20 protein-coding genes and 1 pseudogene are annotated in these 24,501 nt (G+C 77.0%); 12 read left to right on the top strand and 9 right to left on the bottom strand.

Features of this window, described 5'->3' with window-relative positions; all coding sequences use genetic code 11:
• Window positions 1–8: 8 nt before the first annotated feature.
• Window positions 9–581 (bottom strand): GNAT family N-acetyltransferase, encoded by a 573-nt coding sequence (locus PHK61_RS28380; protein ID WP_274284386.1) that lies wholly within the window; start codon window positions 579–581, stop codon window positions 9–11.
• A gap of 234 nt (window positions 582–815) precedes the next feature.
• Here PHK61_RS28380 and PHK61_RS28375 point away from each other — a divergent pair, with 234 nt between their 5' ends.
• Entirely contained in the window at window positions 816–2,114 is a 1,299-nt protein-coding gene (locus tag PHK61_RS28375; RefSeq protein ID WP_274284385.1) for an FAD-dependent oxidoreductase, read from the top strand.
• Here the strand turns inward: PHK61_RS28375 and PHK61_RS28370 are convergent.
• The 6 genes from PHK61_RS28370 to PHK61_RS28345 all read right to left on the bottom strand — a co-directional run bounded on the left by PHK61_RS28370 (window position 2,009) and on the right by PHK61_RS28345 (window position 8,439).
• Window positions 2,009–3,190 (bottom strand): RNA polymerase sigma factor, encoded by a 1,182-nt coding sequence (locus tag PHK61_RS28370; protein ID WP_274284384.1) that lies wholly within the window; start codon window positions 3,188–3,190, stop codon window positions 2,009–2,011. The genes PHK61_RS28375 and PHK61_RS28370 overlap by 106 nt on opposite strands.
• Window positions 3,187–3,597, bottom strand: coding sequence for a YciI family protein (locus tag PHK61_RS28365; protein ID WP_274284383.1), 411 nt, complete (start codon window positions 3,595–3,597; stop codon window positions 3,187–3,189). Before PHK61_RS28365 ends, PHK61_RS28370 begins: the two co-directional genes overlap by 4 nt.
• A gap of 74 nt (window positions 3,598–3,671) precedes the next feature.
• Window positions 3,672–6,224 (bottom strand): ATP-binding protein, encoded by a 2,553-nt coding sequence (locus PHK61_RS28360; RefSeq protein ID WP_274284382.1) that lies wholly within the window; start codon window positions 6,222–6,224, stop codon window positions 3,672–3,674.
• Complete coding sequence (locus PHK61_RS28355; protein ID WP_274284381.1) at window positions 6,224–6,619, bottom strand: hypothetical protein; 396 nt, start codon at window positions 6,617–6,619, stop codon at window positions 6,224–6,226. The genes PHK61_RS28360 and PHK61_RS28355 overlap by 1 nt, the downstream gene beginning before the upstream one ends.
• A 10-nt stretch (window positions 6,620–6,629) precedes the next feature.
• Window positions 6,630–7,787, bottom strand: a complete 1,158-nt coding sequence (locus tag PHK61_RS28350; RefSeq protein ID WP_274284380.1) for an NAD(P)/FAD-dependent oxidoreductase — start codon at window positions 7,785–7,787, stop codon at window positions 6,630–6,632.
• A gap of 79 nt (window positions 7,788–7,866) precedes the next feature.
• Complete coding sequence (locus PHK61_RS28345) at window positions 7,867–8,439, bottom strand: OsmC family protein (protein ID WP_274284379.1); 573 nt, start codon at window positions 8,437–8,439, stop codon at window positions 7,867–7,869.
• A 346-nt stretch (window positions 8,440–8,785) separates the two neighbouring features.
• Between PHK61_RS28345 and PHK61_RS28340 the strand changes: the two genes are divergently transcribed.
• Complete coding sequence (locus PHK61_RS28340) at window positions 8,786–9,250, top strand: ester cyclase (RefSeq protein WP_274284378.1); 465 nt, start codon at window positions 8,786–8,788, stop codon at window positions 9,248–9,250.
• A 32-nt stretch (window positions 9,251–9,282) separates the two neighbouring features.
• Window positions 9,283–9,732, top strand: a complete 450-nt coding sequence (locus PHK61_RS28335; RefSeq protein WP_274284377.1) for a MaoC family dehydratase — start codon at window positions 9,283–9,285, stop codon at window positions 9,730–9,732.
• On the opposite strand, the gene PHK61_RS28330 is transcribed toward PHK61_RS28335, so the two are convergent.
• Window positions 9,729–11,447, bottom strand: coding sequence for a DNA repair helicase XPB (locus tag PHK61_RS28330; protein ID WP_274284376.1), 1,719 nt, complete (start codon window positions 11,445–11,447; stop codon window positions 9,729–9,731). The genes PHK61_RS28335 and PHK61_RS28330 overlap by 4 nt on opposite strands.
• 473 nt (window positions 11,448–11,920) lie before the next feature.
• Here PHK61_RS28330 and PHK61_RS28325 point away from each other — a divergent pair, with 473 nt between their 5' ends.
• The 4 genes from PHK61_RS28325 to PHK61_RS28310 are packed head-to-tail and all read left to right on the top strand — an operon-like array spanning window position 11,921 to window position 18,131.
• Entirely contained in the window at window positions 11,921–16,429 is a 4,509-nt protein-coding gene (locus tag PHK61_RS28325; protein WP_274284375.1) for a sensor histidine kinase, read from the top strand.
• Window positions 16,426–16,848, top strand: a complete 423-nt coding sequence (locus tag PHK61_RS28320; RefSeq protein WP_274284374.1) for a roadblock/LC7 domain-containing protein — start codon at window positions 16,426–16,428, stop codon at window positions 16,846–16,848. The genes PHK61_RS28325 and PHK61_RS28320 overlap by 4 nt, the downstream gene beginning before the upstream one ends.
• A 22-nt stretch (window positions 16,849–16,870) precedes the next feature.
• Window positions 16,871–17,548, top strand: coding sequence for a DUF742 domain-containing protein (locus PHK61_RS28315; protein ID WP_274284373.1), 678 nt, complete (start codon window positions 16,871–16,873; stop codon window positions 17,546–17,548).
• Window positions 17,529–18,131: a GTP-binding protein gene (locus PHK61_RS28310; protein ID WP_274284372.1), complete on the top strand. Its 603-nt coding sequence runs from the start codon at window positions 17,529–17,531 to the stop codon at window positions 18,129–18,131. The genes PHK61_RS28315 and PHK61_RS28310 overlap by 20 nt, the downstream gene beginning before the upstream one ends.
• Window positions 18,132–18,160: 29 nt before the next feature.
• Here PHK61_RS28310 and PHK61_RS28305 read toward each other — a convergent pair whose 3' ends face one another.
• Window positions 18,161–20,506: a helicase-associated domain-containing protein gene (locus PHK61_RS28305; protein ID WP_274284371.1), complete on the bottom strand. Its 2,346-nt coding sequence runs from the start codon at window positions 20,504–20,506 to the stop codon at window positions 18,161–18,163.
• Window positions 20,507–20,591: 85 nt separating this feature from the next.
• On the opposite strand from PHK61_RS28305, the gene PHK61_RS28300 reads away from it, so the two are divergent.
• The 5 genes and pseudogenes from PHK61_RS28300 to PHK61_RS28280 all read left to right on the top strand — a co-directional run bounded on the left by PHK61_RS28300 (window position 20,592) and on the right by PHK61_RS28280 (window position 24,332).
• On the top strand, window positions 20,592–20,807 hold the full coding sequence (locus tag PHK61_RS28300) for a hypothetical protein (RefSeq protein ID WP_274284370.1): 216 nt from the start codon (window positions 20,592–20,594) through the stop codon (window positions 20,805–20,807).
• A gap of 123 nt (window positions 20,808–20,930) precedes the next feature.
• Window positions 20,931–21,485 carry a nucleotidyltransferase family protein gene (locus PHK61_RS28295; RefSeq protein WP_420791452.1) on the top strand — a complete coding sequence of 185 codons (555 nt, stop codon included), beginning with the start codon at window positions 20,931–20,933 and terminating at the stop codon, window positions 21,483–21,485.
• Window positions 21,482–22,948 (top strand): NAD-dependent malic enzyme, encoded by a 1,467-nt coding sequence (locus tag PHK61_RS28290; protein ID WP_274284369.1) that lies wholly within the window; start codon window positions 21,482–21,484, stop codon window positions 22,946–22,948. The genes PHK61_RS28295 and PHK61_RS28290 overlap by 4 nt, the downstream gene beginning before the upstream one ends.
• Complete coding sequence (gene moaC, locus PHK61_RS28285; protein WP_274284368.1) at window positions 22,941–23,429, top strand: cyclic pyranopterin monophosphate synthase MoaC; 489 nt, start codon at window positions 22,941–22,943, stop codon at window positions 23,427–23,429. Before PHK61_RS28290 ends, moaC begins: the two co-directional genes overlap by 8 nt.
• Window positions 23,401–24,332: pseudogene (locus PHK61_RS28280) on the top strand (molybdenum cofactor biosynthesis protein MoaE). The gene moaC and the pseudogene PHK61_RS28280 overlap by 29 nt, the downstream one beginning before the upstream one ends.
• Window positions 24,333–24,501: the final 169 nt, after the last annotated feature.

The following is a 24,501-nucleotide window of genomic DNA, read 5'->3' as shown; positions in this document are numbered from 1 at the left end:
CCGGTCGCTCAGGCGGCGACGAAGGCGGGGGTGCCGGCGCGCAGGTCGGCGGTGAGGGTGGTCTCGTGGCCGTCGGTCTCGACGGTCAGGATCGGCAGCACGGAGGCGAGCAGGACCCGCATGCCGGTGTTCACGGTCAGCACGTCGGCGACGAGGCGCGAGTAGCCCTGCTCGCGGCCCAGGACGGCGACGGCAGCGAGCAGCCGGCGTCCGATGCCCCGGCCCTGCCAGGCGTCGACGACCTCGATGGCGAGCTCCGCCTCCCGCAACCCCAGCCCGATGAGGCGGGCGATGCCGATCGGCTCGCCGTCCGGGCCGACGGCGGCGACCGCGATGTGGCGGCGCCCGTCGACGGCGGCGAGCGTGCGGCGCACGGCCCCGCGCAGGCGCGGCGTGGCGCCGTGGAAGCGCAGGTAGCGGCTGTGGTCGGACAGGCCGGCGAACACGGTGTCGAGGACGTCGGTCTCGTCGGGGCCCAGCTCGCGCAGGGTCACCCCGGGCGAGCGACCGCGGGGGCGGGACGTCGGTCTCTCGTCCGCCGGGGTGGTCGCGGTGCCGGGGACGAGGTGCAGGGCAGCCATGGTGGATCCCTCCGTGGAGCCGGACCCCGTGTCCGGCGACGTCACCGAGCGTGCTCCGCGCGGCGGGCCCCCTCGTCGGTGAGCGCTCCCCATCTCGCGCGCCGGCGGTACCTACGCCGGTCGCCGTGTCGGGAGGTGGGCAGGGCAGTGGCCCGGGATGGGCAGGCGACGCCGATCCGGCGGGCGTCCGGTCTCCCTAGCGTCGACGAGCACCGACGAGCAGGGGAGAAGACCATGGACGCAACCACGGACGTCGTCGTGATCGGCGCAGGTCAGGCGGGTCTCGCGATGAGCCGGTGCCTGACCCGGCGCGGCGTCGGGCACGTGGTGCTCGAGCGCGGCCGGGTCGGGGAGCGGTGGCGTCGCGAGCGCTGGGACTCCTTCACGCTGCTGAGCCCGAACTGGCAGACCCGCCTGCCGGAGCGCACCTACGCGGGCTCCGACCCGGACGGCTTCATGACCGGCCGCGAGGTCGCCGCGATGCTGGCCGACTACGCCGCGCACACGGGCGCGGAGGTCCGCGAGGGCGTCACCGTGCGCGCCGTGGACCGCGACGCGCGGGGCTGGCGGGTCACCACCGACCACGGTGAGCTGGTCGCCCCCGCCGTCGTCGTCGCGACCGGCGACCTCGACCGCCCCGCGGTGCCCGCGCTCGCCGCCGACCTGCCCCCGGGCGTCGTCCAGCTGCACACCCGCGACTACCGCCAGCCCGGCGCGCTCCCGCCCGGCGGGGTGCTCGTCGTGGGCGCCGGGCCCTCGGGCCAGCAGATCGCGGGCGAGCTCGCCCGCGCCGGACGGACCGTGCACCTGGCGGTCGGGCGCCACAAGTGCCTGCCGCGCCGCTACCGGGGCCACGACACCTACTGGTGGATGGACCGCATGGGCACCCTGTCCCGCACCCGGGACTCGCTGCCCGACCCGTCGGCGACCCGCACACCCAACGCGGTGCTCACCGGCGGCACGCGGGACCTGGACCTGCACCGTCTCGTCGCCGAGGGCGTCGTGCCGCACGGCCGGCTGGTCGGGGTGCGCGCGGGCGTGGCCGCGTTCGACGACACGCTGCCGGCGGTGGTCGCCGAGGCCGAGGACAACGCCGTGCGGTTCCGGGCGAAGGTCGACGGCTTCGTCGCCCGCACCGGGCTCGCGGCGCCGCCCGAGCCGGCCCGGCTGCCCCGCCCGGCCCCGTGGGCGCACGACGCCGACGCCACGCTCGACCTGGCGGGCATCGGCACCGTGATCTGGGCGACCGGGTTCCGCCGCGACTTCTCCTGGGTGCACGCCCCGGTGCTCGACGCGGCCGGCGAGCCCGTGCACGACCGGGGCGTCACCGCCGCCGAGGGCCTGTCCTTCCTGGGCCTGAAGTGGCTGCACCGCCGCTCGTCGAGCTTCCTCGACGGCGTGGGCGCGGACGCCGAGTACCTGGCCGATCAGCTCGCCGAGGCATCGCGGATCCGCTGGCGCACCCGCGCGGCCTCGCGGGTGAGGTGGTCGCGCTCGGGCACGCTGGCGGCGGCGCCCGCGGCCTCGGCGTAGAGGTCGGCGGCGCGGGCCAGGTCGCCGGCGTGCTCGTGGAGGTGGGCGGCGACCGCGGCGTGGCGGGGCACGTCGGGGGCGACCTCGGCGAGGGCCGCGAGGCCGGCCGCGGCGCCGTCGGCCTCGCCGACCGCCACCGCGCGGTTGAGGCGCACGACGGGGCTGTCGGTGATCGCCAGCAGCTCGTCGTACCACCCGACGATCTGCACCCAGTCGGTCTCGGCGGCGCTCGGGGCGTCGGCGTGCAGGGCGGCGATCGCGGCCTGCGCCTGGTACTCGCCGAGCCGGTCGCGGGCCAGCGCGGCCTGCAGGACCGCGACGCCCTCGGCGATCAGCCTCGTGTCCCAGCGTCCGCGGTCCTGCGCGGCGAGCGGGACCAGGCGCCCGCCCGGGCCGGTGCGCGAGTCGCGGCGCGCGTGGTGCAGCAGCATCAGCGCGAGCAGGCCCGCGACCTCGGGCTCGTCGGTCAGCGCGGCGAGCTGGCGGGTCACGCGGATCGCCTCGGCGGCCAGGTCGGTGTGGTCCGGGCTGTCGCCGCCGTAGCCCTCGTTGAACACGAGGTAGAGCACCCGGAGCACGGTCGCGAGGTCGCCGGGCTGGTCGAGCGGCAGCCCCGCGATCCGCTTCTTCGCCCGGCTGATGCGCTGCGCCATCGTCGCCTCGGGCACGAGGTAGGCGGCCGCGATCTGCCGGGTGGTCAGGCCGCCGACCGCGCGCAGGGTCAGCGCGGCCGCAGCGCTCGACGGCAGCGTGGGGTGCGCGCACAGGAAGTACAGGCGCAGGGTGTCCTCGGTGCCCGGGACCGGCTCGGCGGGCGGCTCGGCGTCGACGGCGACCTCGCGCCCCCGCCGCGAGGTCTCGGAGCGGGTGGCGTCGAGGAACTTGCGCCACGCGACCTGGACCAGCCAGCCCTTGGGGTCGCGCGGCGGGTCGTCGGGCCACGTCTCCAGCGCCCGGATGAGCGCCTCCTGCACCGCGTCCTCGGCCGACGCGAAGTCCGCGCCGCGCCGGCCGAGGACCGCGATCACCGCGGGCACGAGGTCCCGCAGCTCGGCCGCGTCGACGGGTGGGGTCACACGAACTTCCCCGGCGCGGCGGTGAGGAACGGCCGGACCTCGAGCCACTCCCGGATCGGCCGCCCGCCGGCCCCGGGCGCGGCGGACAGCTCGCCGGCCAGCTCGAGCGCGCGGTCCCACGACTCGACGTCGATGATCATCCAGCCGGCGATGAGGTCCTTGGTCTCCGCGAACGGGCCGTCGGTGACCGGCGGCCTGCCCTCGCCGTCGTGGCGCACGAAGGCGCCCTCGGCCGACAGCGCCTGGCTGTCGACGAACTCCCCGGTGTCCTGGAGCCGGCGGGCGAAGTCGGACATGTACTGCATGTGCGCGTCGACCTCCTCGGGCTGCCACTGGTCCATCGGCGTGTAGTCCATCCCCGGGTGTCCGGGGCCGCCCTGGTAGTGCTTGAGGATCAGGTAGCGCATGTCGGTCTCCTCCGTCGTCCGTGCGGTTCCTGCCCCGGGGACGGAGCCGCCCGCGCGTTCTCGACAGCTTCCCGTCACGAATCCCGGAATCTCCGCGCGGCCTCCTCCCGCGAGCCGACGCCGAGCTTGGCGAGCACCGCCGAGACGTGGTGGTCGACAGTGCGCACGGAGAGCACGAGGCGGTCGGCGATCTGCGCGTTGGTGAGCCCGTCGGCCACCAGCGCGAGGATGTCGGCCTGGCGCGGGGTCAGGCCCTCCGGGTGGGCGCGCGTCCCGGCCTGCGGCCCGCGCGGGATCCGCCGCACCCCCAGGGCCTGCAGCCGACGGCGCGCGTGGCGGGCGGCCGGCGCCGCGCCGAGGTCGTCGAGGATCCGCAGCCCCGCGGTCACCGACTCCTCGTCGTCGCCGTCGACGAGCTCGAGCGCCTGCTCGTAGGAGCCCGCGGGCCACGCCGCGGCGGCCCCGCGGTGGTCGCCGGCGAGGGCGAGCGCGTGGCGGGGCCACAGGTCGCCGACCGGCTCGTCGGTGGCCACCGGCAGCCCGGCGCGCAGGCCCTGGCGCAGCAGGTCCCCGCGCGCCCCGGCCAGGCCCGGGCGCCGCGAGCGCGCGAGCAGCGCGCGGATCCGGTCGTGCTCCCGCGAGCCGTCGCCGGCGAGCCACGCCTGCTCGGCGAGGCCGGCGGCGGTGGTCAGCAGCACCGGAAGGCTGTCCGAGCGCGTCGCGAGCTCCCACGCCCGGGCGAGGACCGCATCGGCGTCGGGATCGCCGCGGCGGGCCAGCAGGCGCCCGAGGGCCGGCAGCGTCTCGCGGGCGAGGATGCCGGCCTCGGGCACGGTGTCGACGAGCCGGCGCAGCCCGGCCTCGGCGGCGTCCCAGCGCCCGTCGTCGACCATGAGCTGCAGCCCGAACGCCTCGAGCGAGTAGCCGTGGGACAGGAAGTCGCCGGAGCGCGTGCTCTCCAGCCCCTCGGCGACCACGGCGGCGACCTCGTCGTCGCGGCCGAGACGGCGCAGCGCCTTGACCAGGCTCGTCCAGCCGCGGGCGGCGTGCTCGCGGTGGCCCGCGGCCCGCGCGGCGTCCAGGCCCGCGCGCACGATGTCCGGGCCGTCGGCGTGGCCGAGGAACGCCCGTCCGAGCCCCCGGTAGACGGTGCCGAGCGCGGTCGGGGGCGCCGCCGCGAGCTCGGCGAGGCCCGCCTCCTCGTCGTCGGCCAGCACGCGCAGGACCCCGCGGTGGGTGTGGGCGAGCGCGTCCCCCGGACCCAGGTCCACGGCGCGGTCGAGCGTCGCGACGGCGTCGGCGACGTCGCCGCGGATGTAGAGGTGGCGCGACAGCCCGACCAGCGCGCGGACGGTGGCGGCCGGGTCGTCGCCCGCCTCCCGCAGCGCCACGGCGTGCCGTGCGGTGGCGACGGCCTCCTCGACGCGGTGCGCGGTGTAGAGCTCCCAGGCGTGCTCCTCGGCGATCGCGGCCTGCTCGGCGGGCGGCAGCATCGCCGCGTGCGGCGCGAGCTGGGCGTACCAGGCGAGCGACTGCTGGTGGGCGCCCGCCGCGGCGGCGGCCCGGGCGGCGGCCGGGGCGTGCGTGAGCACCGCGTCGACGTCGCCGCAGCGGGCGGCGTGGTGCAGGATGCGCGCCCGGTCGGGCGGGTCGTGCGCCAGCAGCGCGGCGAGCACCGCGCGCTCCAGCCCGAGCCGGCGGATCGGCGGCAGCGCCTGCTCGACGGCCTGGCGGGCGAGCTCGTGGCGGAAGGCCACCGTGCCACCGTCGAGGCCGCCGGTCAGGCCGACGATGCCGCGGCGCTCCGGGACCTCGACGTCGTCGCGCCACGCGGGGCGCAGCGCCTCGAGCAGGGCGGCGTCCGCGTGGCCGGGGATGACGGCGAGCAGCTCGAGCAGCTCCCGGGCGGGGCGCGGGAGGTCGGCGACGCGGGCGAGGACGGCGTCGCGCACCGACACCGGCAGGCCCTCGCTCTGGGCGGCGAGGAGCTCGGTGACGAGGAACGGGTTGCCCAGCGTCGCCGCGTGGACGCGCAGGCCGGCGGCCCCGGCGAGCTCGGTGACCGCCCCGACCGTGAGCGGGCGCAGCTCGGGGCGCCGCGTCGAGGCGGCGGGCAGGCCGCCGAGCAGGCGCTGGAGGTGCGACCCCGGGTCGACCTCGTCGTCGCGGTAGCTGAGCACGAGCACCGCGGGCAGCCGGGCGACGCGGCGGGCGGCGACGGCGAGGACGTCGAGGGTCGCCTCGTCGGCCCAGTGCACGTCCTCGACGACGAGGACGGTGACGTCGTGGGCGAGCTCGGCGAGCACCGCGTCGTACACCGCGTCGGTCCCGCCCGCGGCGAGCGCGGCCCGCAGGTCGGGCGCGTCGAGCGCGGCGTCGTGGAAGGGGCCGAGGGTGCGGGAGGTGACGAGGTCGTCGCAGGCCCCTTCGAGGAGCCGGACACCGGCCAGCCCGGCGGTCCAGGTGCGCAGCACGGTCGTCTTGCCGAGCCCGGCCTCGCCGGCGAGCAGCACCGTGCGGCCCTCGCCGGCGCGCGCGGCGGCCAGCGCGGCGTCGAGCTCCGCGAGGACCTCGCCGCGCTCCAGCACCCGCCCCACGAGACCACGGTAGGCCGGTGGGGCGCTCATCAGGCGATCGTGCGCGCGCTGTCGAGCAGGTCGAGCGCCAGCGAGAGCCGCCGCCCGAGCCGGCGCAGGTCGTCGACGCGCGGCGTGCCGGTCCGCCCGGGGTCCGGGCCGGCGTGGTCGAGCTGCCAGTGCGTGGCCAGCAGCGCGGCGAGCCGGGCGCGCTCGGTGGGCAGGGGCGGGACCAGGGCCAGGGCGTCGACGACCTCCGCGGCGTCGGCGGCGACGTCGCGGCCCACGGCGCGCCAGTGCAGGCCGCGGGCGACGTCGAGGGCGTCGGCCTGGCTCAGCCGGCGCCACAGGAAGGCGGCGGTCGCGTACCGGCGGACGCGGTCGGTCTCGGCGGCGTCCAGGACGCCGAGGCGCAGGCCGAGCTCGGGGTCGGTGATGGCGTTCACGGTGGTCTCCTCAGGCGGCGAGGCTGGTCGGTGGGTCGAGGGCGCGGAGGGCCTCGACCTCGGGGCGCATCGCGCGGCTGAGCGCGGGCAGCAGCTCGCGCAGCTCGGCGAGGTCCCAGCGGTAGGAGGCGATCCGCTCGGTGAGGGCGGCGAGGTCGGCGGAGAGCCGGTCGCGGGTGTCCTGGTAGTCGCGCAGGGCGTCGGCGCGGGTGCGGTCCGACGAGCCGAGCAGCGCGCGGGCGAGCAGCTCGGCGTCGCGCAGCGCGTCGGTGATGCCGTGCGCGGTCAGCGGGTCCTTGAAGTAGCCGGCGTCCCCGACCAGCGCCCACCCCGGCCCCCCGGCGGTGCGGACGAATCCCGGGACGCCGGGGAAGCCGCGGACGCGCAGCGGGCCCGGCCCGAGCTCCACGTCGGGGGCGGCCTCGGTCAGCAGGGCGCGGTAGCCGCCCTCGAGGTCGCCGCGCAGGGCGTCGAAGCGCGCGGTCGGCACGCCGGCCCAGACGCAGGCCTCCCCGCCGGTGGTGGGGATGACGCCGGCGGTGAGGCCGGGCCGGTAGTGCCAGCGGTACCGGTCGTCGGGCAGCTCGGGCACGTAGGAGTAGAGGACGGCGCTCGACGCCTCGCCGGCGTGCTCCACCGGGGCGTCGACGTCCTCGGCGACCGTGGAGCGCCGCCCGTCGGCGCCGACGACGACCGCGGCGTGCGCGCGCACCGGGGTGCGGGTGCCGCGCTCGACGTACTCGACGCCGGTCACCCTGCCGCGCCCGTCGCGCAGCAGCCCGGTCACCCGGGCGCCGAACACGATCTGCGCGCCGGCGGCCCGGGCCGCGTCGGTGAGGATCGGGTCGAGCACCGTGCGGCGCGGGGCGCGCAGCGGCGTCGTCCCCGGGCGCGCGGCGACGCTCACGACGTCGTCGCCGTAGTGGAACTCGGTGGTGGTGACGGCGGGTGCGCCGGCGGCGACCACGGCGGGCAGCAGACCCCAGCGCTCGAGCTGGACGACCGCGCCGCGCATGAGCGCGTGGGTGGACAGGGTGTCGGTACCGGGGCGGGCGGACTCGAGGACGAGGACGTCGTGGCCGCCGCGGGCCAGCAGCATCGCGGTGGCGGCGCCGGCGGGGCGGGCGCCGACGACGATCGCGTCGCGGCGCCGGAGGGGGGTGCTCATGGGTGTCTCCTGGCGGTGGTGGCCGCCGGGGGCCGGGCGGATCGCGTCCGGCCCCCGGGCGGAACTCCGGGGCGGGGGCTCAGTCCGTGACGACCTCGACCGACACCGGCACGCCGCGCGTGATGCTGTCGAACACCACGGAGCGGTCGGTGCCGCGCGCGACGACCTCGCGGAGCTTCTCCGGGGTCGCCTCGCCGGCGATGTGGACGGTGATCCGGATCTGCTCGAAGCCGTTGCGGATGCCGTCGTCCAGGCCCATCGCGCCCTGCACGTCGAGGTCGCCCTCGAGGGTCGAGGAGACCGCGGTGAGCTTCACCTTGCGGGCCGCGGCGGCGTAGACGAGCGAGGTCGTCACGCAGGCGGCCAGGGCGTGCAGCAGGAACTCGGCCGGGTTGGGGCCGTCGTCCTCGCCGATCAGGATCGCGGGCTCGCCGGCGTCGAGGGTGAACGCCGCCGCGCGGGAGGTGTCCTCGCCGCCCGCCGCGTAGAAGTCCTTGATCGTGCTGCGGTTGTGCGAGCCGCCCATCCACTGGTTGCGGGCGCGGAAGCGGAACCGCGCGAGCTCGGGCTGGGCCTTCAGCACGTCGAGGGTGGCGAAGAGGTTGGTGGTGTCCACGCCGTTGCGGACGGTGTGGGTGATCGTCTCGGTCATCGTGTGCTCCCGGTGTCGGTGGGCTGTTCGGCTCCACCACGGTCGGCCGCGGGCACCGGTCGCGGCATCGGCAGCGCATGCCCAAGCCGGGCCGGCGGCTGCCCAGGTCGCCCACCCCGGTCACCGGGGCCGACCCGCGCGGGCACCGGTGGTCACGGCGCTTCACCGCGGCCCGCGACCGGCCTGCCGTCGTGCGCGGGGGAGTGCGCGATGGGCGGGGACCTGCTGGAACGCGCGGCTGAGATGGGCACCGGGGGCACCCGGGATGGGCAGGCGGCGCCGACGCCGGCACGCCCCCGCCGTTCCTAGCGTCCGGTGCGACACCGACCGGACCAAGGAGGCCACGGTGAGCACCACCCCCACGGCCAGCTCGACCACGGACATCGTCACCCGACTCATGGACCTGTGGTCGACCCCGCTGCCCGACGACGACGCCGCCGCGCTGGCCGCGTTCGCCGGGCTCTACACCGACCCCGTGACGATCAACGGCACCTCGGTGTCGCTCGCCGACCTGCTCACCCGCGCCCGCGGCGTGCAGGGCGCCTACGGCGGGCTGGACCGGGAGATCCTCGAGCAGGTGGAGGCGCCCGGCAAGGTCGTCGTCGCGTTCCGGATGCTCGGGACCCACACCGGCCCGCTGGCGACGCCGCTGGGCACCGTGCCCGCCACCGGCGGCCCCGTCGACCTGCGCGTCATCGACGTCCTGACCCTCACCGACGGCCGGATCAGCGGGATCGTCATGGTCGCCGACGAGCTGGGGAACCTGCACCGCCTCGGCGCGCTCGCCCTCGTGACGGGCGACGACCGGTGAGCGCGGCGCTCGAGGACCCGCGGAGCCCCCGGGTGGGACAGCGGGCCGGCCGGTCCCGCACGGTCACCTCCCGCGACATCGAGCTCTTCACCGCGATCTCCGGCGACCGCAACCCCCTGCACTACGACGAGGACTTCGCCGCGGCGACCCGGTTCGGCGGCGTCGTCGTGCAGGGCGGGGTGACCACGGCCGTGCTCAACGCCGTGGTCGCCGAGGACCTGCCCGGGCCCGGCAGCGTGTTCCTGCAGCTCGACCTGCGTTTCCTCGCCCCGGTCCGGCCCGGTGACGTGATCACCGGGTCGGTGGAGGTGACGGCCGCGCGGACCGACAAGCCGATCACCACGCTCGCGGTGCGGGTGACGCGCGACGACGGCGTCGTCGCCGTGGAGGGCACGGCGGTGTGCTGGACCGAGGGTCGGCCCGCGGCGGCGGACGTGCGGCGACCCGTGTCCCGCGGGCACGGGGAGCGGGAGGCCGGCTAGCCGGTCGGGTCCTGCCGCTCGGACTCCGGCTCGCCCTCGGTCTCGGCGCCGAGGTCGGGGATCGCCGGGCCGACCAGGTCGTCGGCGTCGACGATCCGGTAGGCGTAGCCCTGCTCGGCGAGGAAGCGCTGGCGGTGGGCCGCGTACTCCGCGTCCACCGAGTCGCGCGCGACCACCGAGTAGAAGTGCGCCTGGCGTCCGTCGCCCTTGGGGCGCAGCAGGCGCCCGAGGCGCTGGGCCTCCTCCTGGCGCGACCCGAACGTGCCCGACACCTGGATGGCGACCGAGGCCTCGGGCAGGTCGATGGAGAAGTTCGCGACCTTCGACACGACCAGCACCGGGATCTCGCCCCGGCGGAACCGGTCGAACAGGACCTCGCGCTCCTTGTTCTTCGTCGAGCCCTGGATGACCGGGGCGTCGAGCGCGACGCCGAGCTCGTCGAGCTGGTCGAGGTAGGCGCCGATGACCAGCGCCGGCTCGCCCTCGTGGCGGGCGAGGATGCTCTTGACCACCGGCATCTTCGTCTTGGCGCAGGCGCAGAGCCGGTAGCGCTCCTCGGCCTCGGCGGTGGCGTAGATGATCCGCTCGTTGTCGGTCATCGTGACGCGGACCTCGACGCAGTCGGCCGGCGCGACCCAGCCCTGGGCCTCGATGTCGCGCCACGGGGCGTCGTAGCGCTTGGGGCCGATGAGCGAGAAGACGTCGCCCTCGCGGCCGTCCTCGCGCACGAGCGTGGCGGTGAGGCCGAGCCGGCGGCGCGACTGCAGGTCGGAGGTCATGCGGAACACCGGCGCGGGCAGCAGGTGGACCTCGTCGTAGATGATCAGGCCCCAGTCGCGGGTGTCGAACAGCTCGAGCGCCCGGAACTCGCCCTTCGTCCTGCGGGTCATCACCTGGTAGGTCGCGATGGTGACCGGGCGGATCTCCTTGCGCTCGCCGGAGTACTCGCCGATCTCGTCCTCGGTGAGCGACGTGCGCGCGACGAGCTCGCGCTTCCACTGGCGCCCGGCCACGGTGTTGGTGACGAGGATCAGCGTCGTCGCGCCGGCCCTGGCCATCGCGGCCGCGCCGACCAGGGTCTTGCCCGCGCCGCAGGGGAGCACGACGACCCCGGAGCCGCCGTGCCAGAACCCCTCGACGGCGTCGGCCTGGTAGTCGCGCAGCTCCCAGTCGGACTGGTCGAGCTCGATCGGGTGCGCCTCGCCGTCGACGTAGCCCGCGAGGTCCTCGGCGGGCCAGCCGACCTTGAGCAGCGCCTGCTTGAGCCGCCCGCGCTCCGAGGGGTGCACCGCGACGGTGTCGTCGTCGATGCGCTCGCCGAGCATCGGGGCGATCTTCTTGTTGCGCAGCACCTCCTCGAGCACCGCGCGGTCGGTGGAGAGCATGACCAGGCCGTGCACGGGGGAGTTGGTCAGCTGCAGGCGCCCGTAGCGGCCCATCGTGTCGACGACGTCGACGAGCAGGGCCTGCGGGACCGCGTAGCGGGAGTACTGCACCAGCGCGTCGACGACCTGCTCGGCGTCGTGGCCCGCGGCGCGCGCGTTCCACAGCGCGAGCGGCGTCACCCGGTAGGTGTGGACGTGCTCGGGCGCGCGCTCGAGCTCGGCGAACGGCGCGATGGCCTGACGAGCGGCGGGGGCCGCCTCGTGGTCGACCTCGAGCAGCAGGGTCTTGTCGGACTGGACGATGAGCGGTCCGTTGCCGGGCTGACTCAACCTCTCGACCTCCGGGCGCGTCGGCGGGTGGTCCGTCCCATTGTCCTCCGGGGGACCGACACGCCGTCGGGCGGAGCAGGGACACCGCTCGGGGAGCGCTGCAGGCGCGCCGGGCATTCCCCGTCACCGGACGGCTACAGTGGGCCCGCTCGACCCCGCCCTGGAGGAGTGACCACCGACCCGCTCGAGCCCACGCGTCCGCGCCTGGGCTCGCCCGCCGCGACGTCCCCGTGGACCCGCGCCGACCGCTCTGGACACCTGACAACGCTGATGCGCTCGCCCGCCAAGCTCCCCGATCGTCGGACCGACGTGTCTCCGCGTGGCCGCACGGTGTCACCCACGTGCCTTCCCGCGGACCGGACGGTCGCGACCCTAGCCCATCCCTGGTCACCGAGCGTCGACCAGGGACGCGTTCGGCGTGGGGCGACGCCGGGCGATGTCCGACCGACCGGCGGAACCGGGAGGACCCGTCCGTGACCACTCCTGAGCGAGCACCCGAGCGCACGCCGGTGCGGTACCACGATCCGCAGGACGGCCGCCCCGGTCCGGACGACCGCTCCGGCGGCGACTGGACCGAGCGGCTGGCCCTGCGCAACTGGAGCCTGCCGGTCAAGCTGACCGCGGTGCTGCTGGTGCCGACGATCTTCGTGCTGACCCTCGGCGTGCTCCGCATCGTCGAGCAGACGCAGGAGGCCGCGTCCTACGACAGCGTCCAGCAGGCGGTGGCCCTGGAGGACAGCACGGCGCGCGTGCTCGGCGACCTCGCCGACGAGCGCTCGGCCGCGGCGGTCTACGTGGCGGCCAACCGCGCCGGCGGCTCCGGGCCCGTCGAGCAGCGCATCGATGCGACGCGCGACGCGACCTCCGAGCTGCGCCGCTCGGCCGGCGCGGCCGACTCGCTCGACCAGCAGACGATCACGGCCTTCGACCAGGCCGACGGCGAGATCGACCAGCTCGACCGGCTGCGCGACGACGTCATCGACGGCCGCGTCGACGCCGCCGGGGCCATCGCGCGCTACACCGAGACGATCGACACCCTCGAGGTCTTCGACCGCTCGCTCTCCCGCGAGGCCGCCGACCCGAGCGTCGCGGGGCTCTCCTCCGGGCTGTACTCGCTGTCGGTGGTCCGCGAGGAGGACGCCTACGTCCAGGCCGTCGTCGCGGCCGGGATCGCCGCGGGCCGCATCGACGCGCCGTCGATCGACCAGGCGCGCAACGCGACGCTGCGCCGCTCGATCGCCGTCGACGACTTCCGCTCGGCGGTCGGCACCGACAACGCCGCGCTCGCCGACGCCGTCGTCGGCCCGGACGTCGACAACCGCGACCTGCTGGCCCAGGTCGTGCTCGGCCGCGGGGCGGCGGGCCTCCCGCTGCAGGTGGCGGGCCCGGACTGGGAGCGCGCGTCCGCCGCCGTCGAGGACCGCGACGCCGCGACGTCCGAGCAGCTGCGCGGCCAGCTCCAGGAGCAGGCGGGCGCGCTGCAGGCCGCCGCCCGCAACGGTGCCGGCGTCGCCTCGGTGATCCTGCTGCTGGCCCTGATGGCCGGCGCCGCGGTGGTTTTCTTCGTGACCCGCTCGCTGCTGCGCCCGCTGCGCCTGCTGCGGCGCACCGCCCTCGACGTCGCCGAGCGACGGCTGCCGCAGGCCGTCAAGAGCCTGCGCGAGGGCGAGACGCCCGACACCACGATCGTCCCGACACCGATCAACACGCGCGAGGAGATCGGGCAGGTCGCCCGCGCCTTCGACCAGGTGCACGAGCAGGCGGTCCGCCTGGCCGCCGAGCAGGCCGGTCTGCGCTCGGCGTTCAACTCGATCTTCGTCAACCTGTCCCGGCGCTCGCAGGCGCTGGTCGAGCGCCAGCTGCGGCTGATCGAGCAGCTGGAGAACTCCGAGGAGGACCCGGAGGCGCTCTCCAACCTCTTCCAGCTCGACCACCTCGCGACGCGCATGCGCCGCAACTCCGAGAACCTCCTGGTGCTCTCGGGCACCGACCTCTCGCGGCGCGGCAGCCGTCCGGTGCCGCTGGTCGACGTGCTGCGCGCCGCCGCCTCGGAGGTCGAGCAGTACCAGCGCATCGACCTCGCGCCGCCGCCGCAGGCCCAGCTGCTGGGCCGCACCGCGAGCGACGTCGTGCACCTCGTGGCCGAGCTGCTCGAGAACGCGACCACGTTCTCGGCACCCGACACCCGCGTGCGGGTGCAGGCCACGCAGAACGGCGACGGCTCGGTGCTCGTCGAGATCCTCGACTCCGGCGTCGGCATGAGCGAGGACGACCTGCACGAGGCCAACGTGCGGCTCGACTCGCCGCCGACGGTCGACGTGTCGGCGTCCCGGCGCATGGGCCTGTTCGTGGTCGGCCGCCTCGCGACCCGCCACGGCATCACCGTGGAGCTGCGCAACCGCGACGACGGCGGCGTCGCCGCGACGGCGCTGGTCCCGGCGTCGGCGGTGCTCGCAGGCACGACCGAGGGCCGGCCCGCGCTCGGTGCCGGGTCCGCGCCGCGCCGGCCCGAGGCCCCGGCCGGCACCGGATCGGTCCCCGAGCAGGCGCGCGGCACGAACGGCCTGCCCCAGCGCGAGCGGCGCACGGCCGGCGCACCCGGGGCGTTCTTCGCGCCCGGCGGCGACCCCGCCCCGGAGCAGGGCCGCCCGCCGGCCCCCGACGGCGGGTCGGAGCGGCGCCCGATGCTGCCGCGGCGCGGGGTGGCGAACGGCGCGCCGGCCGGCAACGGGCACGGGGGCAACGGGCACGGCAGCAACGGGCACGCGGGCCCCGGTGGCCCGGGTCTGCCCGGACGCCCGGGCGGTCCTGGCGGCCCGGCGGGCCCCGGACGGCCGCCCGAGCGCGGACCGGTCCCGGAGCCGGCCGACGGCGCGGAGGAGCCCGCGACCGTGCAGGGCGAGGCCGCCGACCAGCGGGCGACGGCGTTCGCCGGGTCCCCCGCCGACGCCGACGGCCAGCAGGCCCCCGAGCAGGAGGAGCAGGGCCGCCACGGCTTCGTCGGCGGTGCCGCGGTCGCGGGCGGCGCGGCCGCCCTGATCGGCGCGGCCGCCGCGCGCCGGCGCAGCCGTCGTGCCGAGGAGCCCGGCGACGACGGGGTCCCCGCCGAGCCGGTGGAGCCCGCCGAGCCGGTCGAGCCCGTCGACGAGGACGAGCCGGTCGACGAGGACGACGAGGACCTCTCGTGGAAGCGGGAGGACGCCGAGGGGCCCGAGGAGGCCCCCGACGCCCCGCAGGACGGCCAGCAGCAGGGTCAGCAGGGTCGGCCGCCCCGGCAGGGCCGGCCGCAGGGTGCGCCCCACGGGCCGCTGCCGGGTCTGCCCGGCCAGCCCGGGGGGCCCGGAGGCATGGGCGCGCCGACCGGACCCGGAGGCTTCGGCGGTGGCGGCGGCGCGACCACGCCCGGCGCGCCCGGCCGTCCCGCCGGCCCGGTCTGGGGCCCGCCGCCCGGCGGCCCGGGTGCTCCCGGCCCGGTGCCGCCCCCGGGATGGCGGGGTGCCCCGCCCGGACGCGGCCCCGCCGGGCCGTACGGCCCGTCGCCCGGTGGCCCGCCGCGCGGGCCTGCCGCCGGCCCGCCGATGTGGAACGGCGCGCCCGTCGTGCCCCCGCCCGGGCCCGTGCCCGGCGAGGAGACGGCCGACGAGGTCGAGGAGCGCGCCGAGGACCCCGCCGTCGAGGCGCCGGCCGAGGACGTCGTCGCCGACGAGGTCACGGAGGAGCAGGCGCCGGAGCAGGACGAGGCGCCGGCCCCGGAGGCGCTGCCGAACCGCCGCGGCATGCTCCCGCTGCGCCCGCGCGTGGTGCGCCCGCAGGCCCGCCCGGCGTGGCCGGCGGGGTCGCCGGAGAGCGCGTCGTCGGCGACACCGGAGGCGCCCGCCGCCGACGAGCCCGTGGCGAGCACCTCGGACACCGCGACCGAGGCGCCCTCGGTTCCCGAGGTCGCGGAGACCGAGGTGCCCGAGGGCGCGGAGACCCCGGAGACCCCGGAGACCCCGGAGCAGGAGTCGCCGCAGGCCCCGGGCGAGCCCCGCGGCATGCGGCCCTCGGGTCGCCGCCTGCCGCCGACCGGGGCGAGGTTCTCGCCGGGGACGGCGCCGCGGCTGCGTCCGCGCCGCACGACCGGTGAGACGGACGAGGCACCGGAGACCGTCGAGGCCCTCGAGCCCGCCGACGCCACCGAGCCCGCCGAGGCCACGGAGGTCACGGAGACGCCGGTGGCGTCGGAGAGCTCCGAGGTCGCCGCGCCGGCCGAGCCGGTGACCCCGCCCGAGCCGTCGGCACCGCAGGCCCCGCCGGTCCCGGACGCGCCGCAGCGTCCGGCCGCGGGCCCGCAGAGCCCCGGCGCCCTGCCGCGGCGCGGTGCACCCCAGGGCCCGCAGCGTCCCGGCCCTCCGGGCCCGGCCGCGCCGCTGGTGCCCGCCGGCGCCGCGCCGGGCGGGCCACCGGACCGCCTCTTCGACGCGACGCCGCCGGCCGAGGGCAACGGGCACACCCGCAACGGGGGCGGCGGTGTCGGCGCGCCCGCGCGGGCGGTGCCGGAGCGCCTGCCCACCCGGGCCGGACGGCCGCAGCGGGAGCGGACGCCGATCTACGACGAGGTCGCGTCCGCGTGGTTCCGGGAGGCACCGCCGGCGGCGGGACCGGACGAGGCGGAGTGGGCCTCGACCTCGGGCGACGAGGGCTGGCGCGCCGCCGCGGCGACCGCCGACGCCCTGGACGCCGGGGTGAGCCCGGGCGGCACGACCGAGGCGGGCCTGCCGAAGCGCCGGCCGCGCGCGCAGCTCGTGCCGGGCGCCGCGCGTCCGGGCGAGGGCCCGACGACCGCGGGGCCGGCCCCGCGGCGCAGCGCCGACGCCATCCGTGGCCGTCTCGCGAGCTATCAGCAGGGCGTGGCCGACGGGCGGTCCACCCGCCGCGGCCGGCCGGGGGAGACCGAGGGCGCGCCGCAGGACGCTCGCCCCGGGGATGAGGAGGAGCAGTGACCGGAGCCCAGTCGCAGCCGAGCCGCTTCGGCTGGTTGGTCTCGAACTTCGCCGAGCGGGTGCCGGGGGTGGCGCACGCGGTCGTGGTGTCGGCCGACGGGCTGCTGCTCACGGCGTCCAACCGCCTGCCGCGTGACCGCGCCGACCAGCTGGCAGCGGTCGCGTCCGGCCTGGTCAGCCTCACGCAGGGCGCCGCGCGCTGCTTCGAGGCCGGCGACGTCGTGCAGACGGTGGTGGAGATGGAGCGGGGCATCGTCCTGCTCATGTCGATCAGCGACGGTTCGTGCCTCGCGACGCTCGCCGCCCCGAACTGCGACATCGGCCTGGTCGGCTACGAGATGACCCTCCTGGTCGACCGGGTCGGGCAGCTGTTGACCCCCGAGCTCCGCGCCGAGCTCCAGGGGTCGGCGGTGCGATGACGTCACGAGGGGGTGACGACCGGTGAGCGATGACTCCGGCGAGTCCTTCGCCGACGTCCTCAACGGCATCAGCGGTCCGGTGAAGCCGCGCGGCGAGCGCCGCGGGCTCTTCCGGCGACGCCGCAACGCCGAGGAGCCGGCGGAGACGTCGCCGCCCGCCACGCCGGCGCCCGGCGAGGTCGGCCCGCCGACCGAGGGCGCCGTCGCCCCCGACGGTTACCTGTACGGCGAGGGCGTGCCCGACGGGGCGCACGCCCTGGCGCCCGGGGAGCCCCAGACGGCCCCCTACGGCGTGCCCCAGCCCGGTGGCCCGCCACGGCACGAGCTCCCCGAGCCGGAGCCGCCCGCCGAGCGCGCCGACGACGTCGCGATCGTGCGTCCCTACGCCTGGACCGGCGGGCGGACCCGCCCGGTCTACGACCTCGCCGTCGAGACCCTGGTCTCGGTCGGCACCGCGGGCCGCGACCCGTCGCGGATCCCCCAGTACGAGCACCGTGCCGTGGCCGAACTGTGCGCCGAGCCCCGGTCCGTCGCGGAGGTGGCGGCGATGCTGAAGCTGCCGCTCGGCGTGGCCCGGGTCGTGATCGGCGACATGGCGTCCCAGGGAACCGTCGTGGTGCACCAGACCGCCTCGACCTCGGGCGACGTCCCGGACATGGCATTGATGGAAAGGGTGTTGAGTGGACTACGACGGCTCTGACGCAGCGGTCGCCGAGCCGGTCCCGACCACCACCTCAGCCAAGATCGTCGTGGCCGGGGGGTTCGGGGTCGGCAAGACCACGTTCGTGGGCTCGGTCTCCGAGATCGACCCGCTGACGACCGAGGCCGTGATGACCGACGCCAGCTCGGGCGTCGACGACCTCTCGGCGGTGCCCAACAAGCGCACCACCACGGTGGCCATGGACTTCGGCCGCGTCTCGCTCGACTCCGACCTGATCCTCTACCTGTTCGGCACGCCCGGGCAGGACCGGTTCTGGTTCATGTGGGACGACCTCGTGCGCGGCGCCATCGGCGCGGTGGTGCTCGCCGACACCCGCCGGCTCGCCGACTGCTTCGCCGCGGTCGACTTCTTCGAGGACCGGCGCCTGCCCTACGTGCTCGGCGTGAACTGCTTCGACGGCGTCCTGCGCCACGAGCTCGAGGACGTCCGCGAGGCGCTGGCGATCGACCCGTCGGTGCCGATCCTCACCGTCGACGCCCGCGACCGGGAGTCGACGAAGCAGGCGCTCATCGCCCTCGTCGAGCACGCGATGCAGGTCTGGGCGGTCGGCGCGCGAGCCTGACCCGGCGCTCGGCCCAGCCCGGGCAGCCGTCAGCGGTCGGCGAGCACGCTCACCGAGGTGATCCGGTGCAGGGCGAAGGACAGGGCCGCGCCGCCGACCGGGGCGCCGTTGCTGTCGCCGTCGTCCTCGACACCCTCGAGCACGCCGCCGCCGACGCGCAGCGGGCGCACGACGCGCTGGGACGCGGTGCCGTGCGAGTCGACGTAGCCGATCCACACGCTGCGCCCCGTGCGGGCCGCCTCGGCGAGGACGGCGACGGTGGCCGAGGTGGCCGTGCGCCCCTGGCCGGCGCCGGTCGCGCGGCCCCGGGGCGCGGTGGCGGCGCGGTCGCCGGCGCGGAGCTGGGCCACGAGCGCGGTGATCTGGTCCTCGGAGAGCGTCGGCGTGGTGCCCACGGCGCGCTCGGGCCGCTTCGCCGGGGTGCGCCGCCCACGGGGGCGCAGGTCGAGCACCCCGCCGACCTCGTCCTCGGCGACGGGTGACAGGCCGGCGGCACGCAGCGCCTCGAGCACGTCGACCAGCGGCTGGGTGCTGACGAGCACGGTCGGCGCGATGCGGCGCAGCTCGAGGCGCTCGGCCTCCGGGTGCACCATCACCTCGGCGATGAGGGCCTCGTCCTCCGAGCGCAGGAACGCCGCCGCCGCCCCGCCGCGCAGGCGACCGTGGCGGCGGGCGACGTCGTCGACGAGGTAGGTCAGGCCCTGGGGCACCGGGGTGGCCGAGCGGGTCGCGAACAGCTCGTGCAGGTCGGCGGCGGTCTGCCCGAGGTCGAGGGCGCGCCGCACGGTGGCCTCGGTGATGCGGTACACCGACGCCGCCCCCGAGGACTCGACGTCGGCGACGCGGTCGAGCGCGGCGGCCAGCTCGGGCTCCAGGCGCCCGGGGGCGACCGCGGTGAGGTCGGCCTGCAGGAGCACGTGGTCGACGGGATCGGGCAGCGCCCGCCGCAGCGCCGCGGCGGCCGCGCCGTCGGGGTCGTCGCCGGGGCCGCGGGCGGGCACGAGCAGCTCGCGCGCCGCGGAGGTGATCGCGTCGTGGGCGACCAGGCCCATCACCGTCGCCTCGCGCAGCACCGTGCGGATCATCTCGTCGCGCCGGCTGCCGCCCTTGCGCGGCGCGCGCCACGCGAGGGACGCGACGAGGTCGTCGGCGCTGGGCGGGCCCGCGCCGTCGTCGAACTCGCGCAGCCGGTCGAGCACCCGGCGGCGCAGCGCCGGCGCCCAGGGCCGGCGGGCCTCGTCGGAGAGCGGGCCGATGAGCTTGTCGCCGACGTCGCGCGCCCCGACCAGCGACGGCGCGCGGGGCGTGTCGAGCCAGCCGCGGGCGAGCACCACCCAGCGCACGTCGGGCCCCGCGGCGAACCAGCGGTCGACGGTGACGGTCGGCGTCCACGTCGGGTCGCCGCCCTCCGAGACCGCGATCAGCCCCGCCCCCGCGAGCACCTCGACGAGCAGGGCCGCGTCGGCCTCGGTGAGCTGCAGGTCGCGGGCGACCCGGCGCAGGTCGCGCACCCCGAGCCCGCCGGAGCGCAGGACCGCGGGCGGGGTGTCCGACCACGACGTCAGCACGACCTCCGCGCGCCGCACCAGCTCGAGGATCTCGCCGGCGGCGGTCGCGTCGACGTCGGCGGGCGCCCGCACGCGGGGGGCCGGCATGGGGTCGGCGAGCGCGACGTCGCCGAGCGGGCGGTCGCCCCGCACGCCGAGGGCGGCCTCGCGGGTGAGCTCGACGGTCTCGTGGTCGACGCGGTGCAGCAGGCCCGCGGCGAGCAGCCGGCCGACCGGGCCGTCGTCGGGGCCCTGGGCACGGCTGCGCCCGACCGGCCCGTCGGCGGACAGCGCCTCCACCACGGCGCGCTCGTCGGCGGGCAGGGCGTCGACGACCGCGCGGAAGTCGTCGGCGGTGGCGATCGCGGAGAACTCCGGCGCCGGGCGGCCGAGGCCGCCGGGGTAGCGCACGGAGACGTCGCGCAGCGCGGGCACGGCGCGCAGGCCTGCGCGGGCGTCCGGGTCGGCGGTCGGCAGGTCCGGGTCGAGCGTCGAGCCGTCGGGCCAGCACAGGGCGCGGCTCTCGAGGTCGGCGAGCGCGGCGCGGCCGGCCCCGGCGCGGTCGGGACCAAGCAGCGCGAGCACGTCGCCGACGGCGACGGGCGCCTCGTCGGCGCGCATCACGAGCAGCGCGTCGACCACCTGCAGGGTGAAGGCGTCGAGGTCCTCGCACGCCCGGCCGACCGACATCCGCACGCTCGCGCGGGTGGCGACGACGCCGGTGTCGGCGGGGGCGGGCAGGGCCAGATCCGGGCGGGCACGCAGCAGCGCGCCCAGGGTGTCGTCGTCCTGGGCGCGCAGGTGGTCGAGGAGGGTCCGGCCGGACATCGACGTCCACGGTAGTCGGGCCTGGGGGCGCACACCCCCGAGGTGCGGCAGACTGGTGCTCCGCCGACCGGGAGGACAGGGAGAGATGGCCGACGACCACGCGACCGGAGCAGACCCGCAGGCCGGGGACGAGACGCCGCCGCGCCAGGATCCCTGGTGGCCCGAGGTCGAGGGCGGCCACCCGATCACGGAGCTGATGGCGCCCACGCAGGGGTCGCCGTCGCCGTTCGGCGAGACGGAGTTCCCCCTGCCGGCCGACCAGCTCGGCTACGAGCACCCGGTCACCGAGATCAACCGCTAGAGCCGGGACGCGCAGCGAAGCGGAGCCGGACCATCGAGAAGACGCGCAGCGAAGCGGAGCCGGACCATCGAGAAGGTCACCGCGGTCGCCGGCCTGCTGCTCGCCGCGGGCGGGGGGCGGCGGATGGGGCGCCCCAAGGCCGCCGTCGAGCTCGACGGCGAGCCCCTCGTGCGCCGCGGCGCCCGGGCCCTGCGCGAGGCGGGGCTCGCCCCGGTGGTGGTCGTGCTCGGCGCCGGGCTGCCCGACACGGCCGCCCTGCTCGACGACGGCACGCGCTGGGTTCCCGCGCCGGGCTGGGACACCGAGGGCCAGGCCGCCTCGCTGCGCGCCGGGCTGGAGGCGCTCGAGCCGAGCGACGCCGTGGCGGTGCTGGTCGCGCTCGTCGACACCCCGGGCATCGGGCCCGACGCGCTGGCGCGGGTCGCCGCGCGGGCCCGCGACCCCGAGGTGCTCGCCCGCGGCGCCGTCGGCGGGCGCCCGGGCCACCCCGTGCTGCTCGGGCGGGCGCACTGGAAGGCTGTGCACGCGGCGGCCAGCGGCGACGCCGGCGCGCGGGGCTTCCTGCGCGGCCGGGACGACGTGGTGGCCGTCGAGATCGGTGACGTCGCGGTCGAGGACGACCTCGACACCCCGGACGACCTGCAACGGTGGCAGGCACGAGAGGAGACCCCACGGTGACCGTCCCGGGACCCGGTTACGCGATCACGGCCCGCGTCGAGGCGCCGGCGAGCGCGACCGCGGCGGGTGACCTCGCCGTCGCCGTCGGGCGCGTGGGCGGCGTCATGACGGCGTTCGACGTCGTCGAGTCGCGCACCGACTCGATCATCATCGACATCAGCTGCAACGCCCTGTCCGAGGAGCACGCCGAGCAGATCACCGGCGCGCTCGACGGCCTCGACGGCGTCCGGGTCCGCAACGTCTCCGATCGCACCTTCCTCGTCCACCTCGGCGGCAAGATCGAGGTCACGGCGAAGGTCGGCCTGCGGACCCGCGAGGACCTCTCCCGCGCCTACACGCCCGGCGTCGCCCGGGTCTGCCAGGCGATCGCCCGACGTCCCGACGACGCCCGCAGCCTGACCATCAAGCGCAACACCGTCGCCGTGGTCACCGACGGCTCGGCGGTGCTCGGGCTCGGCAACCTCGGCGCGGCCGCGGCGATGCCGGTGATGGAGGGCAAGGCGGCCCTGTTCAAGCGCTTCGCGGGCGTCGACGCCTGGCCGGTGTGCCTCGACACCCAGGACACCGAGGAGATCATCCGCACCGTGGAGGTCCTCGCCCCGGCCTACGGCGGGATCAACCTCGAGGACATCGCCGCGCCGGCTTGCTTCGAGATCGAGGAGCGGCTGCGCGAGAAGCTCGACATCCCCGTCTTCCACGACGACCAGCACGGCACCGCCGTCGTCGTCCTCGGCGCCCTGCGCAACGCGCTGCGCGTCGTCGGCAAGGAGATGAACGACTGCCGGATCGTGGTCTGCGGGGTGGGCGCGGCCGGCTCGGCGATCATCCGGCTGCTGCTGCCGCTCGCGCCCGCCGACCTCATCGCCGTCGACGTCGAGGGGATCATCCACCCCGAGCGCCCCGGCCTGCACCCCAGCCTCGAGTGGGTCGCCGAGCAGACCAACCGCGAGCGGCGCACCGGGACGCTGCGCGACGCGATGCCCGGCGTCGACGTGTTCATCGGGGTCTCGGCGCCGAACCTGCTCCACGAGTCGGACATCGCCGCGATGGCGGACAAGGCCGTCGTGTTCGCGCTGGCCAACCCCGACCCGGAGATCGACCCGTCGCTCGCCCAGCGGCACGCGGCGGTCGTGGCCACGGGCCGGTCGGACTACCCGAACCAGATCAACAACGTCCTCGCGTTCCCCGGCATCTTCCGCGGGCTGCTCGACGCGCAGGCGCGGGCGATCACCGACGACATGCTGCTGGCCGCGTCGGCCGCGATCGGGGACGTGGTGGCGGAGCCGAACCCGCTGTTCATCGTGCCCAGCGTCTTCGACAACACCGTCGCCCCCGCCGTGGCCGGGGCGGTCCGCAAGACCGTGGAGCGCGCCCGCGAGCGCGGGACCGGGACCGTCGACGTCGGCGCCGCGCTGGCCCTCGGCGAGGAGACGGCGCAGGCGGTGGAGGGCGCGGATGAGTGAGAGCTCGGGGCTCACGCACGTCGACGCCACCGGGGCCGCGCGCATGGTGGACGTCGGCGACAAGGAGGTCACGCGCCGCACGGCGACCGCGACGGGCGTCGTGCGCACGACGGCCGAGGTCACCGCCGCCCTGCGCGACGACACCGTCCCCAAGGGCGACGCGCTGGGCGTCGCGCGGGTCGCGGGCATCATGGGCGCCAAGCGCACGCCGGACCTCGTCCCGCTGTGTCACCCGATCCCGCTCGCCGGGGTGACCGTCGACCTGGAGGTCGGCGACAACCACGTCGCCATCACCGCCACCGCCCGCAGCGCCGATCGCACGGGCGTGGAGATGGAGGCGCTGACCGCGGTCGCGGTGGCCGGCCTGACGCTGCACGACATGATCAAGGCACTGGATCCGGCGGCGACGCTGGACGCGGTGCGCCTCGAGCGCAAGGAAGGGGGACGCTCCGGTGTCTGGACCCGGCCCGAGGGCCGCTGACCCCACCCGGCGGGCGCGCGTCGTCACCGCGTCCAACCGCGCCTCGTCGGGCGTCTACACCGACCGCGGCGGCCCGATCATCGTCGAGTGGCTGCGCGGGCAGGGCTTCACGACGCCCGACCCGGTGGTGGTGCCCGACGGCGAGCCGGTGGCCGCGGCGCTGCGCGAGGCCGTCGCCGACGGCGACCACGTGGTCGTCACCACCGGCGGCACGGGCATCTCGCCCACCGACGCCACCCCCGAGGCGACCCGCGCGGTCCTCGACTACGAGATCCCGGGCCTCGCCGACGCCGTCCGCCGGGCCGGGGCCGACAAGGTCCCCACGTCGGTGCTCTCCCGTGGCGTGGCCGGGGTCGCGAAGCGCACCCTGGTGGTGAACCTGCCCGGCTCCCCGGGCGGGGTGCGCGACGGCCTGGCCGTGCTCGAGCCGGTGCTGGCCCACGCCGTCGACCAGATCCTGGGAGGGGACCACACATGACCGCTCGGGTGCTCCGGGCCACCGTCACCGAGGAACCGATCAGCGTGGACGAGCACGCCGTGCTGGTCGACGACGCCGCCGCCGGTGCGGTCGTCACGTTCGCGGGTGTCGTGCGCGACCACGACCACGGCCGCTCGGTGACCGCCCTGGACTACGAGGGCCACCCGAGCGCCGCGACCGTCGTGGAGAAGGTGGCCGCCGAGGTCGCCGCGCAGTTCGCCGGTGTGCGGGCGCTCGCCGTGACCCACCGCGTCGGCGCGCTGGGGATCGGCGACGTCGCCCTGGCCTGCGCCGTCGCCGCCGAGCACCGCCGCGAGGCGTTCGACGCCTGCAGCGAGCTCGTCGACGCCGTCAAGCGCGAGCTGCCGGTGTGGAAGCGCCAGGAGTTCACCGACGGCACCGAGGAATGGGTCAACTGCCCCTGACCGGCTGACGGGCGGGTGGCGCGCCTGCCCGGGGGAGCGAGGGAGTCCCTGGGTGCGTGGGAGGCAGCGAGGGACGCCCTCGCTGCCTCCGTGGTCGGCGAGCTGTCGGTCTGCCCGGTCCTGCGCGAGCAGGTCGGCCGGGCGCCCGTGCCCTGCGCGGTCGTGACGC

It is taken from the genome of Actinomycetospora lutea (genome assembly GCF_028737205.1).
GTDB lineage: Bacteria > Actinomycetota > Actinomycetes > Mycobacteriales > Pseudonocardiaceae > Actinomycetospora > Actinomycetospora lutea.
The sequence above is the reverse complement of the archived record's forward strand: the minus strand, read 5'-3'. Positions and strand labels throughout refer to the sequence as shown.

Excerpts from the sequence above, each read along its gene's own strand:
- PHK61_RS28380 (WP_274284386.1), bottom strand. The coding sequence starts at position 581 with ATGGCTGCCCTGCACCTCGTCCCCGGCACCGCGACCACCCCGGCGGAC.
- PHK61_RS28375 (WP_274284385.1), top strand. The coding sequence starts at position 816 with ATGGACGCAACCACGGACGTCGTCGTGATCGGCGCAGGTCAGGCGGGT.
- PHK61_RS28365 (WP_274284383.1), bottom strand. The coding sequence starts at position 3,597 with ATGCGCTACCTGATCCTCAAGCACTACCAGGGCGGCCCCGGACACCCG.
- PHK61_RS28360 (WP_274284382.1), bottom strand. The coding sequence starts at position 6,224 with ATGAGCGCCCCACCGGCCTACCGTGGTCTCGTGGGGCGGGTGCTGGAG.
- PHK61_RS28350 (WP_274284380.1), bottom strand. The coding sequence starts at position 7,787 with ATGAGCACCCCCCTCCGGCGCCGCGACGCGATCGTCGTCGGCGCCCGC.
- PHK61_RS28345 (WP_274284379.1), bottom strand. The coding sequence starts at position 8,439 with ATGACCGAGACGATCACCCACACCGTCCGCAACGGCGTGGACACCACC.
- PHK61_RS28305 (WP_274284371.1), bottom strand. The coding sequence starts at position 20,506 with ATGTCCGGCCGGACCCTCCTCGACCACCTGCGCGCCCAGGACGACGAC.
- PHK61_RS28300 (WP_274284370.1), top strand. The coding sequence starts at position 20,592 with ATGGCCGACGACCACGCGACCGGAGCAGACCCGCAGGCCGGGGACGAG.
- PHK61_RS28295 (WP_420791452.1), top strand. The coding sequence starts at position 20,931 with ATGGGGCGCCCCAAGGCCGCCGTCGAGCTCGACGGCGAGCCCCTCGTG.
- moaC (WP_274284368.1), top strand. The coding sequence starts at position 22,941 with ATGAGTGAGAGCTCGGGGCTCACGCACGTCGACGCCACCGGGGCCGCG.